This window comes from Rhodococcus sp. RDE2, from assembly GCF_020885655.1.
Taxonomy (GTDB): domain Bacteria; phylum Actinomycetota; class Actinomycetes; order Mycobacteriales; family Mycobacteriaceae; genus Rhodococcus; species Rhodococcus pyridinivorans.
In genome coordinates, this window is the sequence record NZ_AP025186.1 from 1090878 (window position 1) to 1105195 (window position 14318).

Consider the following 14318-nt stretch of genomic DNA (forward strand, 5'->3'; position numbering starts at 1 on the left):
GTCCTGCGAGGAATCGACCACGGGTGGAGCCCGTCATGATCGGCAGCAACGAATGGTGGGAGTGGGGTCGGCAGATCGCACTCGCGGTGACCGAGCCGCATGCACTGCACCGTGCCCGCATGATCGTGCGCGGCGTCGTCGCCGAGTCCGAGGCGGTGAGCGACAGCCGTCGGGGCGACGCCGAGATCCACTCCGTGAACCTCGCGCAGGGCACTCCGGTCACGATGAGCCCTCGACTGGCGTCGATGGTGCGGTCGGCGCTGTGGGCGGCCCGCATGACGGGCGGGGCCGTCACCCCGGTCGACTCCGACGACGCTGCGGTCGACGCCGGAGCCATCCCACCGATCCATCCCATCCCCACCTACCGCGACGTGCAGATCGACGGAGACATCGTGCTCGCCCCGTTCGGGGTGAGCCTCGAACTCGGCGCGACGGCCGTGGCCGACACTGTCGACTACTCCGCGGCGCTCGTCGCGAACCTGCTCGAATGCGGGGCGCTCGTGCGCATCGGCGACGTCATGGCCACCGCGGGGCACGCGCCGGCCGGGGGATGGCAGGTGCCGCTCCCGGATCGGGGCTCGGTCGAACTGCCGGCCGGATCGGCGATGGCGTCGCACGCCAGCGACGTCGCCGATCCAGAGCGGTGGCGTCTCGTCAGCGTCATCGCTCCCGACGCGGTGTGGGCCGATGCGGCCGCGGCGACGGCCTTGCAGCGGGGCATCGGAGCCCTGTCCTGGCTCGAACAGTACGACCTGCCGGCGCGTCTCGTCGACACGCACGGCCGGGTCCGGACCACCACGGCCTGGTCCGATCCGAAGGCTGCCTGACGTCTCGGGCAGGGCGCGGTCAGGCTCCGTCGCGCAGGTTGCGGTAGACCTCGATCAGGTGATCGGTCGACGCGTCCCCGGTATCGGGGGTGTCGTCGCCGGCGAGCACGGCCTGCAGGGCGGTGGCCTGGGTCTTGCCGAGTTCGACGCCCCACTGGTCGAACGAGTCGATCCCCCACACGACGCCTTGGACGAAGGTCTGGTGCTCGTAGAAGGCGATGATCTGCCCCACCACCGAGGGGGTCAGTTCCGGGGCGAGGATCGTCGTCGACGGCCGATTGCCGGGCATCACCTTGTGCGCCACCAACGCCTCGTCGACGCCCTCGGCACGCACCTCGTCCGCATCACGGCCGAACGCCAACACTTTGGCCTGGGCGAACATGTTCGCCAGCACCAGCACCTGCATGCTCGTCTGCCCGTCGCGGGCGGGCAGGTCGTCGCCGGAACGGGCCAGGCCGAGGAAATCGACCGGCACGATCTCGGTGCCCTGGTGCAGCAACTGGAAGAAGGCGTGCTGGCCGTTGGTACCGGGTTCGCCCCAGAACACCTCCCCGGTCGGGCACGAGACCGGGGTGCCGTCGGCGCGCACGGATTTGCCGTTCGATTCCATGGTCAGCTGCTGCAGATAGGCCGGCAGCCGCGCCAGATCCTGCGCATAGGGCACCACCGCCCGCGACCGGTGGCCGAGGATGCTCGCGTTCCACACCCCGATCAACCCCGCCAGCAACGGCGCATTCTGCGCCGGGGCCGCGGTGGCGAAGTGGGTGTCGATCGCGTGCATGCCGGCGAGGAACTCACCGAACCGGGCCTTGCCGATGGCGCACATGACCGCCAGGCCGATCGCCGAACCCACCGAATACCGCCCACCGACCCAGTCCCAGAACTCGAACATGTTCGCCGGGTCGATGCCGAACTCGACCACCCGCTCCGTATGGGTCGACACGGCGACGAAATGCTTGGCCACGGCGTCCTCGCCGAGGGCGTCGACGAGCCAGCGGCGCGCGGCGGTGGCATTGGACAGGGTTTCGAGGGTGGAGAAGGTCTTCGACGCGACGACGAACAGCGTGGTGGCCGGGTCCAGGTCGGCCAGCGCGGCGGTCAGATCGGCGGGGTCGACGTTGGAGACGAACCGCGCCGCCGGCCCGTCGTGGAAACGGCGCAGGGCGCGGGTGACCATCGCCGGGCCCAGATCGGAGCCGCCGATGCCGATGTTGACCACCGTGGCGATCTTCTGCCCGGTGGCGCCGCGCCAAGCCCCGGTGCGGAGGCGGTCGGTGAACTCGCCCATCCGGTCGAGCACGGCGTGGACGTCGGCGACGACATCGACCCCGTCGACGATCAGTGTCGCGTCGCGGGGCAGGCGCAGGGCGGTATGCAGCACCGCGCGGTCCTCGGTGACGTTGATGTGCGCCCCCGAGAACATCGCCTCCCGAGCGGTGGCGATTCCGGCGGTGTCGGCGAGCTCGAGCAGAGCCTGCAGGACGGGGGTGTCGAGGCGCTGCTTGCTGCAATCGATCACCAGATCCCCGGCACGGACCGTCAACGCCGAGACCCTGTCGGGTTCGGTGGTGAACAACTGCCGCAGCGACACCGATTCGAGCCGGTCGCGATGGTCTTCCAGAGCTTTCCACGGTGCCGTTGCGGTTACGTCGCTCATGTCGTCGACAGTAGTGCGCCCCGACACGGTGCGCCCGGTATGCGACCGTGCCCCCCGATGTGACCGTGCCCGGTGTGACTGTGCCCGGTGTGACGAAGGGATCCCTCGGTTTCCCACAGCGAGCGACCGCGGCGCGCATGATGGGGCATATGGATGCTGCAGAACTGATTCGGTCCGTCCCCACCGACCTGTTCCTCGGCGGTGAATGGGTGGCGGCCGAGAACGGAGCCACCTTCGGAGTCCACGATCCCGCGACCGGCGACGAACTCAACCGAGTCGCCGATGCCGCGCCCGGCGATGCCCTACGGGCCCTCGATGCGGCCGTCGCGGCCGGTCCGGAATGGGCAGCGACCCCGCCGCGCGAACGCGCCGAACTGCTGCGAGCGGTCTGGCAGAAGATCACCGAGCGCGCCGACGACTTCGCGCTGCTTATGACACTCGAGATGGGCAAGGCACTACCGGAGAGCCGATCGGAGGTGACCTACGGCGCCGAATTCCTGCGATGGTTCTCCGAGGAGGCGGTCCGCATCGCCGGTCGCTACACGCCCGCCCCGGCCGGCACCGGACGCGTTCTCGTGACGAAACAACCCGTCGGTCCCTGCCTGGCCATCACGCCGTGGAACTTCCCGCTCGCGATGGGAACCCGCAAGATCGGTCCCGCCCTCGCGGCCGGGTGCACGATCATCGTCAAGCCCGCGTCCGAGACACCCCTCACGATCCAGCTGCTCGCGCAACTCTTCGACGAGGCAGGACTGCCCAAGGGGGTCCTGTCGGTGCTGCCGTCCTCGCATGCCGGTGAGGTCACCGGGCCGCTCCTCGAGGATCCCCGGCTGCGCAAGCTCACCTTCACCGGCTCCACCGAGGTCGGGCGCATGCTCGCCGAGAAGGCCGGTCGTTCGCTGCTGCGCACCTCGCTCGAACTCGGCGGCAACGCGCCGTTCGTCGTCTTCGAGGACGCCGATCTCGACGCAGCGGTCGAGGGCGCGGTGGCAGCCAAGCTGCGCAACGGGGGAGAGGCCTGCACGGCCGCGAACCGCTTCCACGTCCACAATTCGGTGCGCGACGCCTTCGTCGCCAAGCTCACCGAGCGCATGGCGTCGTACAAGCTCGGGCCGGGAACGGATCCCGATGCGACGCTGGGCCCCCTGGTCAACGAGAACCAGAAGAAGACCGTGATCGAACTCGTGCAGGACGCGGTGTCGGCGGGTGCTTCGGTGCGCCTGGGCGGTGAACCCGCGGACGGACCGGGATGGTTCTACCCGGCCACCGTGCTAGACGACGTGCCGAAGCAGGCCCGCATCCTGCAGGAAGAGGTGTTCGGGCCGGTCGCGGCCGTCACCGGCTTCGACACCGAGGAGGAAGCGCTCGCGGCGGCGAACGACACCCGCTACGGGCTCGCCGCTTACATCTTCACGCGCGACCTCGACCGGGCCCTGCGCGTGTCGCATGCGCTCGAAACGGGCATCGTCGGTGTGAACCGCGGGGTCGTCTCGGATGTCGCGGCCCCGTTCGGCGGAATCAAGGATTCCGGGCTGGGACGCGAAGGCGGTACCGAGGGCATCGAGGAATTCCTCGAGACCAAGTACATCGCCCTGCAGTAGGGAACTCAGCGATGGCCGGGACGGCTTCGCCGTCACTGACGCGGACGGCCTCGCCGTCAGTGACCCAGGCGGCCACGCCCGAGGCGGAGCAGCAGCATCGCCAGGGTGTGGCCTTCCTGGCCCAGTTCGCTGAACCGCTCGAGGACCTTCATCTCGCGGCTGTGCACGAGACGGGTGCCGCCGGACGCCATCCGGGTACGCCCGATCATGCGGGAGACCTCGGTGCGCCGCTTGACCGCGGCCAGGATCTCGGCGTCGAGACGATCGATCTCCTTGCGGAGCTCCTCGATCTCGGCCTCGGTGGGCACTCCGGTGTCGTCGGCCTCGGCCGGTGTTCCGGCGTTCGCCTGGCCCGGCTCGCCGGAAAGGGAAGAATCGATGTGCGTGCTCATGTCGTCTCCTCGCATCTGCTCTGATGGATCGCCCGTATGGGAGCGGCTGTTACCGGTATCGGGTCGGGCCGGCAGTCGGGAATCGACAGCGACAACCGGAACTCGATCCGAGCCTGCAAAGGACAGAAGACATGGCCTCCAGTTTGCCACTCTCCCTGTAGGCCCTGCCACTCGGCTTGATCGACTTCGTGGTCCGGATCCGTTGTCCGAGCGGTCCGGTAGTTTGGTGAAACGATGAACACTCCCGTCGCGCTCGCACACTCCCGTCCCGGATCCGATGCTCTTCTCGAAGGGCTCAATCCGCAGCAGCGGGAAGCGGTCACGCACGAAGGGGCCCCGCTGCTGATCGTCGCGGGCGCGGGCTCCGGCAAGACTGCGGTGCTCACGCGCCGCATCGCCTATCTGCTGGCCGAGCGCGGCGTCGCCCCTGGTCAGGTGCTCGCAATCACGTTCACCAACAAGGCCGCGGCCGAGATGCGCGAGCGGGTGGCGGCCCTGGTGGGGCCGCGCGCGAATGCGATGTGGGTCTCGACCTTCCACTCGAGCTGCGTCCGGATCCTGCGCGCGCAGGCGGGTCTGCTCCAGGGCATGAATTCGAATTTCACGATCTACGACGCCGACGATTCCCGTCGTCTGCTCACGATGATCGCGAAGGATCTCGAACTCGACAGCAAGAAGTACTCCGCCCGGCTGCTGTCCACGCAGATCTCGAACCTGAAGAACGAACTGATCGGGCCGGAGGAAGCCGCTCACGAGGCGGAGACCGATTCGGCGGCCACCGAACTCACCCGTGTCGTCGCCCGGGTCTACGCGCACTACCAGCAGCGCCTGCGCACGGCGAACGCCTTCGACTTCGACGACCTCATCGGCGAGACGGTGGCACTGCTGCAGGCGCATCCGCAGGTCGCCGAGTACTACCGGCGCCGGTTCCGCCACGTGCTGGTCGACGAGTACCAGGACACCAACCACGCGCAGTACGTGCTGGTGCGCACCCTCGTGGGCGATCCGGAGGAGGAATCCGCAGTCTCCCCGAGCGAACTGTGCGTGGTGGGCGACGCCGACCAGTCGATCTACGCCTTCCGCGGCGCCACGATCCGCAACATCGAGGAGTTCGAGCGCGACTATCCGCAGGCGCGGACGATCCTGCTCGAGCAGAACTACCGCTCCACCCAGAACATCCTGTCGGCGGCCAATTCCGTCATCTCCAAGAACACGGGTCGCCGCGAGAAGCGGTTGTGGACCGATTCGGGCGAGGGCGAACTCATCACCGGCTACGTCGCCGACAACGAGCACGACGAGGCGCGGTTCGTCGCCGCCGAGATCGACCGGCTCGTCGACGGCGGCGACACCACCTACTCCGACATCGCGGTGTTCTACCGCACCAACAACGCCTCCCGCGCGTTCGAGGACGTCTTCATCCGGCACGGTGTGCCCTACAAGGTCGTCGGCGGTGTGCGGTTCTACGAGCGCAAGGAGGTGCGCGACGTCGTCGCGTACCTGAAGGTGCTCGACAACCCCGACGACACGGTGAGCCTGCGCCGCATCCTCAACACCCCTCGCCGCGGTATCGGCGATCGCGCCGAGGCGTGCGTGGCGGTGCACGCCGAGCGGCTCGGTGTGAGCTTCGGGCAGGCCCTCACCGACGCCGCAGCCGGCAAGGTCGCGTTGCTGAACACGCGGGCGCAGAAGGCGATCGCCGGTTTCGTCGAGATGATGGACGGCCTGCGGGCGATGCTCGTCGCGAGCGACGCCGACGGCAACGACATGGTCGACATCGGCGACGTCGTCGAGGCGATCCTCGAACGTACCGGGTACAGCGCCGAGTTGTCGGCGAGCGACGATCCGCAGGACGGTGCCCGTCTCGACAATCTCCACGAACTCGTCAGCGTGGCAAGGGAATTCAGTGCCGACGTCCGCAATTCGGCCGGGATCGTCGACGACGAGCGCGAAGAGGGGGATCCCGAACCGGGCTCGCTCGCGGCGTTCCTCGAGAAGGTCTCGCTCGTCGCCGACGCCGACCAGATCCCGGAGAGCGAGGCCGGCGTGGTCACGCTGATGACGCTGCACACCGCGAAGGGCCTCGAGTTCCCGGTCGTCTTCGTCACCGGTTGGGAGGACGGCCAGTTCCCGCACATGCGCGCCCTGGGTGATCCCGCCGAACTGTCCGAGGAACGGCGACTCGCGTATGTCGGCATCACGCGCGCGCGGCGGCGTCTCTACCTCACACGTGCCGTGCTGCGGTCGTCCTGGGGTCAGCCGCTCACCAATCCGGAATCCCGCTTCCTACAAGAGATTCCGCAGCATCTCATCGACTGGCGGCGCCTCGAGCCCACACCCGCGCGTGGTCAGGCGATCGGCTCGGGCACCGGTTCGCGCTTCGGTGCGGGCGAGCGGCGCGGTTCGTCGGGCACACCGAGTTTCGGTGCGGCGCGCGGACGCAACAACCAGTTGGTGCTCGACGTCGGCGACCGCGTCAGCCACGACAAGTACGGTCTGGGAACGGTTCTCGAAACCCGGGGTTCGGGCCCCACGGCCACCGTCGTGATCGACTTCGGCAGTGCCGGCAAGGTGCGGTTGATGCTCGTCGGCGGTGTGCCGATGATCAAGCTGTGATGCCCTGAAAGCCTGTGGCAGGCGCGGATTCGCACGCAGGAGCGGGTCCGCGCCGAAACGGGCAAGAGGGTGGAACGGGACGCAGTGCCCAACGTACGGCGGCGAGGTCGGTCAGTCGCGCTGGATGCCGAGGGCGATACCGCGGGTGGCGAGCCACGGAACGGGGTCGATCTTGTCGACGCCGTTGAGGTGCACCTCGAAGTGCAGGTGCGGGCCGGTGGAGAAGCCGCGGTTGCCCATGGTGGCGATCTGGTCGCCGGCCATGACGTGCTGACCCACGGTCACCAGCGACTGGTCGATGTGCCCGTACACGGTGACGGTGCCGTCGGCGTGGAGGAGGCGGACCCACATGCCGAAGCCGGAGGCCGGACCGGAATCGATGACCTCACCGTCGGCGACCGCGAGGATCGGGGTGCCGATGGGGCCTGCGATGTCGACGCCGGCGTGGAGGGTGCCCCAGCGGGCGCCGAAGTTCGAGGTGAACGACCCCACGGCGGGGAGGACGAACAGCGGGCGACGGGCCGCGGCCTCGCGCGCAGCGCGTTCCTCGCTGAACCGCTGGCCCTTGGCCAGGAGATTCGAGAACTGCGACAGGTCGTTCGGGTCGGCGATGTTGAGCACCTGCGGGGCCTGCGACGGCTCGGCGTCGGCGCTCGGCGCGAACTGCGCGGCCTGGGGCACTGCAGTGGCGGTGATGATCGAGGAATCGGCTTCGCCGGCGGCGAGAGCGACCTCGGAGTGCTCGGTGTTCTGTCCCGGACCACCGTTGGCTGCGGCCTGGCCCGCGGCGACCACGGCGCCTGCGGCAACCGCGAAGACCGCGGCGCGGCCCTTGAGGGCGGTGGGGGGAGTGGGAAGTCGATGGGCTCCACCGCGGGACGCGGGAGCGGTGACGTCGGTGCTCTCGTCGGGACGATCCTGCGCGAAGCGGTCGTCGCGGACGGCGTGGCCGAAGGAGTCGGAGTAGTAGGTGGGCTCGGGACCGGGGCCGGTGTTGCGGAAGTCCATCGTGGCGGCTTCCCAGGCGTTCCAGTCTTCGGGTGCCGATTCGGGACGGCGGGTTCGGCTCTCGGCACTCGGGTTACCAGAGCGCATCGCCATCCTCCGTTCGTGACCTCATCGTTACTTCGACCAGGCGACGGTAACGAAGCGATCGCGGGGGTGGCAAGCCGTAGTTCGTCCGGCGGACGTTATGTGAGTGGCATCACAGTGCAAACCGGGGCAAATTGGGACATGCCCCAGCGGTCGGCGTCCCAAACACTGTTTTCCGACATGTCACGAGTCCGTCGCGTCGCGGCAGCGTGGGATCCGGTGTCGGAGGGCGAGTGGGTACCTGTCATTCTGAACCGAGTGCTCCGCTCGAACGTGGCGTCCGCCACGTTCGAGGAGGGGAACTGCGAAGTCGTTCCCGGACCTACGCGCGCGTGACCTGTGCCACATGGGACTGCCGCGCGTGATCCGCGGCCCGGCCGAGAAACTAGAGTCCGAAACGGCCCGCTCGATACCCCGGAGCGGGCGTGAACGCAGACGAGACGGTGAGCAGATGGATCTCTTCGAATATCAGGCGAAGGAACTCTTCGCCAAGCATGACGTGCCGACGTCGGCCGGCCGTGTTACCGACACTGTCGCCGGTGCCCGCGAGATCGCGGAGGAAATCGGCAAGCCGGTGATGGTCAAGGCCCAGGTCAAGGTCGGCGGCCGCGGCAAGGCCGGTGGCGTGAAGTACGCCGCCACCGCAGACGACGCGCAGACCCACGCCGAGAACATCCTCGGCCTCGACATCAAGGGTCACATCGTCAAGAAGCTCCTGGTCGCCGAGGCCAGCGACATCGCGGAGGAGTACTACATCTCCTTCCTGCTCGACCGCACCAACCGCACCTACCTGGCGATGTGCTCGGTCGAGGGCGGCATGGAGATCGAAGAGGTCGCCGCCACCAAGCCGGAGCGCCTCGCCAAGGTTGCCGTCGACGCCGTCAAGGGCGTCGACCTCGCGTTCGCGCGCGAGATCGCCGAGAAGGGTCACCTGCCCGCCGAGGTCCTCGACGCCGCGGCCGTGACCATTCAGAAGCTGTGGGAGGTCTTCGTCAAGGAAGACGCTCTCCTCGTGGAGGTCAACCCCCTCGTCCGCACCCCGGACGACCAGATCCTCGCCCTCGACGGCAAGGTCACCCTGGATGCCAACGCCGACTTCCGTCAGCCCGGCCACGCCGAGTTCGAGGACAAGGACGCCACGGATCCCCTCGAGCTCAAGGCCAAGGAGAACGACCTCAACTACGTCAAGCTCGACGGCGAGGTCGGCATCATCGGTAACGGCGCCGGCCTGGTCATGTCGACCCTCGACGTCGTCGCCTACGCAGGCGAGAAGCACGGTGGCGTCAAGCCCGCCAACTTCCTCGACATCGGTGGCGGCGCCTCCGCAGCCGTCATGGCCGCCGGTCTCGACGTCATCCTGAACGACGCCCAGGTCAAGAGCGTGTTCGTCAACGTCTTCGGTGGCATCACCGCGTGCGACGCGGTCGCGAACGGCATCGTCAAGGCCCTCGAGATCCTCGGCGACGAGGCCAACAAGCCGCTGGTCGTCCGCCTCGACGGCAACAACGTCGACGAGGGTCGCCGCATCCTCGCCGAGGCCGACCACCCGCTGGTCACGGTCGTCGCCACCATGGACGAGGCTGCCGACAAGGCGGCCGAACTCGCCTTCGCAGCGAAGTAAAGGGACACACAGAACAATGGCAATCTTCCTTACCAAGGATTCCAAGGTCATCGTCCAGGGCATCACCGGCGGCGAGGGCACCAAGCACACCGCGCTCATGCTCAAGGCCGGCACCCAGGTCGTCGGCGGCGTGAACGCCCGCAAGGCCGGCACGACGGTCTCGCACACCGACAAGGACGGCAACCCGGTCGAGCTCCCCGTCTTCGGCTCCGTCGCCGAGGCCATCAAGGAGACCGGCGCCGACGTCTCGATCGCGTTCGTTCCCCCGGCCTTCTCGAAGGACGCCATCGTCGAGGCCATCGACGCGGAGATCCCGCTGCTCGTGGTCATCACCGAGGGCATCCCCGTGCAGGACTCCGCCTACGCCTGGGCCTACAACGTCCAGAAGGGCAACAAGACCCGCATCATCGGCCCCAACTGCCCCGGCATCATCACCCCGGGTGAGGCGCTCGTCGGCATCACCCCGGCGAACATCGCCGGCAAGGGCCCGGTCGGCCTCGTCTCCAAGTCGGGCACCCTGACCTACCAGATGATGTTCGAGCTGCGCGAGTACGGCTTCTCGACCGCCATCGGCATCGGCGGCGACCCGGTCATCGGCACCACCCACATCGACGCCATCGAGGCGTTCGAGAAGGACCCGGAGACCAAGGTCATCGTCATGATCGGCGAGATCGGCGGCGACGCCGAGGAGCGCGCGGCCGATTACATCAAGGCCAACGTGACCAAGCCGGTCGTCGGCTACGTCGCGGGCTTCACCGCTCCCGAGGGTAAGACCATGGGCCACGCCGGCGCTATCGTCTCGGGCTCCTCGGGCACCGCTCAGGCCAAGAAGGACGCTCTCGAGGCGGCCGGCGTGAAGGTCGGCAAGACGCCGTCCGAGACCGCTGCGCTCGCTCGCGAGATCCTGCAGTCGCTCTGACAGCAGCGTCACCTTCCGTGCGCGCCTTCCGGTGGCTCCGGCCATCGGGAGGCGCGCACGCGCTTTTCCGGTGTGGATCCGGTCAGATGTCGATCCAGTCGACTCCCGCGGGTTCGAGTTCGCCCGCCCCGGACGTCAACGACGCCACCCACCCCTCCAGTTCGCTCCGCTCGCGCCCGGCGACGGTGAGGACGACCCGGTCCGCATAAGCGACGTCGAGCACCGCGACCCCGCGCCCGCGCAGTTCCGCCTCCACGCGACCCGCCTCGCCGTGATCGATCGCGAGGGTGAACTTCTCCTGCTGCCTGCGCTCGACGAGGGGCGCCTCGTCCAGTGCCGTCGCGACCGCACCCGAGTACGCGCGCACCAGCCCGCCCGCGCCGAGCTTGATCCCCCCGAACCACCGGGTCACCACCACCGCGACGTTCACGAGATCCCGGTGGTGCAGGACCTGCAGCATCGGGATGCCGGCCGTGCCGCCCGGCTCCCCGTCGTCGCTCGACCGCTCGGCACGCGCCGCCGGGGCGTCACCCACCACGAACGCCCAGCAATGGTGTCGGGCATCGGGATACAGTCGGCGTTGTTCGTCGACGAAGGCGAGCGCGGCGTCGGCCGTGTCGACACGACGAACCGCCGCGAGGAAACGCGAGTGCTTCACCTCCGTCTCGACCACGACGTCGGGGCCCGGGGCGAGAGTGTGCGGCATGGACCCCATTCTCTCGGGTAGTCCCTAGGCTGTTGACTGCAGGACGAGTGACCGACACACACCGATCGACGGCAGGAGAATCGATGACATTCCCCGCAGGCGCATCCGCCCAGAGCAAGGTGGTGCCGTTGCTGCTGCCACTCGCGGTGGCCGTGCTCGGTGCCGTGAACTTCCTGCTCGGCCTCACACCCTTCGTGAACATCACCTTCGGCTCGCAGGTGGCGCTCACGTCCTTCGATTTCGGCTTCGCCGTCGTGCCGCTGGCCTTCCTGCTCTTCGGCGGTGTGAGCGCGGCACTGTCGCTGCTCCCCGGCCAGGACCTGCGTGCCGTGGCCGTCGCGGCGTCGGGCGTCGGTTTCGTGACATCCCTGTTCCAGCTGTTCCATCTGCCCGAGGACACCGGGATCGCGTGGGGCGGCGTGACGATCCTCGTCCTCGGTTTCCTGCAGTTCGCGCTGGCGCTCGTCGCGCTGCTGTTCGGCCTCGGCATCCTCGTGTCCGGCCGGTCGGGTGAGCGGAGTTCCTTCGGGTCGCAGCAGGGCGCCGGGCAGTACCAGGGATTCGGGTCCGGTGCGGGAACCGGTCAGCCGCAGGGCTCCGGTTCGCCGCAGGGATACGGTTCGCCGCAGGGTTACGGCCCGCAGGGATACGGCCAGCCCTACGGCTCGCAGCAGGGAGTCACCGGAGGGCAGTCCCAGTTCGGTGCGCCGCATCCCGGCCATCAGGCGTATCCCGGACAGCAGACGTCGGGGGAGTACTCCGGCGCGCAGCAGTATTCGGGGTCGCAGCAGTACGGCGGGTCCCAGCAGTATCCGGGCGCTCAGCAGTACGGCGGGCAGCAGTACAGCGGAGCCCAGCAGTTCCCCGGTTCACAGCAGTTCCCGGGCGCCCAGCAGTACGGCGGGGGAGCGCAGTATCCCGGTGCCCAGCAGTACGGCGGACAGCAGTACACCGGTGCGCAGCCGACCCAGCAGTATCCGGTTCAGGAACCGCACGGCGCTCAGGACCCGACGGACCACACCGACACGCGGGCGGACGGCACAGTCACCCGGGCGGACGGCACAGTGTCCGATGACGACACGACGGGCACGGAACGTCGCGAGGAGACCGGGACCACTGCGACCGGCGACCAGGAGGCCACGCAGGCCTTCCGCGCACCGGACGACCAGCGGTGATCGGCGCGCCTGACACCACGACCGCCGTGTCGGTGACACTCTCGAACCGATGACTTCGACGCTCGGCCGGTCCACCCGGCACGTTCCCACCGACGACGACAGCCTGGACCCGGAGCGGTTCCGCATCCTGCTCGGCACCGCGGCCCGCGTTCCGGCGGTGACGCTCGCCGTCGTGGCCACCATCGTGGTGACGACGATGGTCGTCGCCAACAGCGACCTCACCGGCATCTACGCCGCGATCGCCGGCACGTGGCTCGCTCTGCACCAGGTGACGCTCACGATCGACGGCACGTCGTTGGGTGTGCTGCCGCTGCTGCCCACCGCGGTCCTGGTGTGGCAGGCGGCGCGCGGATGCGCGTCCGCGGCCGACGCGCTCGTCGAGAACAGCGGTTACGCCCTCGATCGTCAGGACGTCTCGCGCATCACCGTCGCCGTCCTCGCCGGCCCGCTGCTCGTGACCGCGGCGTCGCTGATCGTGCTGCAGGATGCGGCGAGCGTGCTGCCGGTAACGCCCCCGAACGCCGGTGCCGCGCTCGCGTGGGTCACCGGCATCTACCTCCTCGCGGCCCTCATCGGCATCGGGTCCCGCGTGTGGAGGCCGCTGGTGCGCTATTACGCAGCGCCCGACTGGCTCGTGCTCGCCTTCCGTCCGGCACTGCGGGTGCTGCTGGGAATGTTCGCCCTCGGTGGGGTGGTGGTCGTCGCCGGACTGCTGTGGTCGTGGAACGTCGTCGGTGAACTGCTCGCGCGCGGGGATCACTGGACCGGCGTGCTGGGGCTGACGGTGATGTCGATCCTGTACCTGCCCAACGTCATCATCGGTGCCGCTGCCGTCCTGGCGGGCAGCACCGTGCACTTCGGCGACATCCATCTGAGCCTGTTCGAGGCGACGGGCGGCGACCTCCCGGCACTGCCGGTGCTCGCGGCGGTCCCCTCGGGCCCGGCCGCAGCGTTCTGGCCGGTGCTGCTGGCCGTTCCGGCGACGATCGGTGCGCTGCTCGGCCGTTTCGCCGCGCAGCGAACCCTGCAGGCGAAGGCCGACGGTGCTCCGGTCGGCAGCGCCGATGCGGCATGGACGGTGCTCGCTGCCGCAGCGGGAGCCGGACTCGTCACGGCGCTGGCGACCTGGGTCGCGGGCGGTCCGCTCGGCGTCTTCGGCACGGTCGGCGCCAATTGGTGGCTCGCCGGAATCCTCGTCTTCGCCTGGTCGGGACTGCTCGGCATCATCACGGCCCAGCTGCTTGTGTGGCGCGAAGGACGATTGGCCGCGGCGGCGCTGCGCGCCGACATCGAGGTGGACGAGGAGATCTCGGAGGATGCGGCAGACGCGGCCCCGTCCGACAACACCGCCGACGGAGAGACCGACGCAGAACTCGAGGCGGCCGAGAGTGAGACCCCGGTACTCGAGGCTCCTGCGGCGGAGGACTCCGAGGCCGCTGATGTCGACAGTGCGGATGTCGACGGCGAGGATGTCGAGGACGCGGATGCCGACGAGGAGGAATCCTCCGTCGAGGACACCACCGCCGCCGAGCGCGAGGTCGCAGAAGTCGACGAGGACGAGGCCGACGAAGGCGATGCGACCGACGCCGCCGAGGACGACGACGTCATCGACGCCGAGGTGATCGAGGTCGTCGACGAGGATGATGCCGAGGACGACAGCGAGCCCGACGAGGAGGTCGCGAACAAGGCCGAGAAGGGCGCCGACTAGGCTCTCC

General features: G+C 68.8%; 11 protein-coding genes. 7 read left to right on the top strand and 4 right to left on the bottom strand.

Translation table 11 applies throughout. The annotated features are described in order from the left end of the window. The first annotated feature begins 35 nt into the window (after positions 1-35). The gene (locus LPH33_RS05265; RefSeq protein WP_026061135.1) at positions 36-827 is read left to right on the top strand and encodes an FAD:protein FMN transferase; all 792 of its coding nucleotides are present in this window, start codon (positions 36-38) and stop codon (positions 825-827) included. 19 nt (positions 828-846) lie between these two features. On the opposite strand, the gene pgi is transcribed toward LPH33_RS05265, so the two are convergent. Next, on the bottom strand, positions 847-2484 hold the full coding sequence (gene pgi, locus LPH33_RS05270; RefSeq protein WP_229567359.1) for a glucose-6-phosphate isomerase: 1638 nt from the start codon (positions 2482-2484) through the stop codon (positions 847-849). A gap of 149 nt (positions 2485-2633) precedes the next feature. Here pgi and LPH33_RS05275 point away from each other — a divergent pair, with 149 nt between their 5' ends. Then, a complete protein-coding gene (locus tag LPH33_RS05275; RefSeq protein ID WP_229567361.1) occupies positions 2634-4085 on the top strand; it encodes an NAD-dependent succinate-semialdehyde dehydrogenase in 1452 nt (483 codons plus the stop codon). A gap of 56 nt (positions 4086-4141) precedes the next feature. Here the strand turns inward: LPH33_RS05275 and LPH33_RS05280 are convergent, their stop codons facing one another. After that, positions 4142-4477: a chorismate mutase gene (locus tag LPH33_RS05280; RefSeq protein WP_016693405.1), complete on the bottom strand. Its 336-nt coding sequence runs from the start codon at positions 4475-4477 to the stop codon at positions 4142-4144. Positions 4478-4711: 234 nt separating this feature from the next. On the opposite strand from LPH33_RS05280, the gene pcrA reads away from it, so the two are divergent. Continuing rightward, positions 4712-7090 carry a DNA helicase PcrA gene (gene pcrA / locus LPH33_RS05285; protein WP_160873851.1) on the top strand — a complete coding sequence of 793 codons (2379 nt, stop codon included), beginning with the start codon at positions 4712-4714 and terminating at the stop codon, positions 7088-7090. A 111-nt stretch (positions 7091-7201) separates the two neighbouring features. Here pcrA and LPH33_RS05290 read toward each other — a convergent pair whose 3' ends face one another. Continuing rightward, positions 7202-8191, bottom strand: a complete 990-nt coding sequence (locus tag LPH33_RS05290; protein WP_420714477.1) for a M23 family metallopeptidase — start codon at positions 8189-8191, stop codon at positions 7202-7204. 442 nt (positions 8192-8633) lie between these two features. Between LPH33_RS05290 and sucC the strand changes: the two genes are divergently transcribed. Then, positions 8634-9803 (top strand): ADP-forming succinate--CoA ligase subunit beta, encoded by a 1170-nt coding sequence (gene sucC, locus LPH33_RS05295; RefSeq protein WP_229567364.1) that lies wholly within the window; start codon positions 8634-8636, stop codon positions 9801-9803. Positions 9804-9819: 16 nt separating this feature from the next. After that, a complete protein-coding gene (gene sucD / locus LPH33_RS05300; RefSeq protein ID WP_120281648.1) occupies positions 9820-10722 on the top strand; it encodes a succinate--CoA ligase subunit alpha in 903 nt (300 codons plus the stop codon). An 82-nt stretch (positions 10723-10804) separates the two neighbouring features. On the opposite strand, the gene LPH33_RS05305 is transcribed toward sucD, so the two are convergent. Continuing rightward, complete coding sequence (locus LPH33_RS05305; RefSeq protein WP_120281649.1) at positions 10805-11428, bottom strand: IMPACT family protein; 624 nt, start codon at positions 11426-11428, stop codon at positions 10805-10807. Positions 11429-11511: 83 nt separating this feature from the next. Between LPH33_RS05305 and LPH33_RS05310 the strand changes: the two genes are divergently transcribed. Beyond that, positions 11512-12603: a DUF5336 domain-containing protein gene (locus LPH33_RS05310; protein ID WP_229567365.1), complete on the top strand. Its 1092-nt coding sequence runs from the start codon at positions 11512-11514 to the stop codon at positions 12601-12603. 49 nt (positions 12604-12652) lie between these two features. Then, on the top strand, positions 12653-14311 hold the full coding sequence (locus LPH33_RS05315) for a DUF6350 family protein (protein WP_160873854.1): 1659 nt from the start codon (positions 12653-12655) through the stop codon (positions 14309-14311). Positions 14312-14318: the final 7 nt, after the last annotated feature.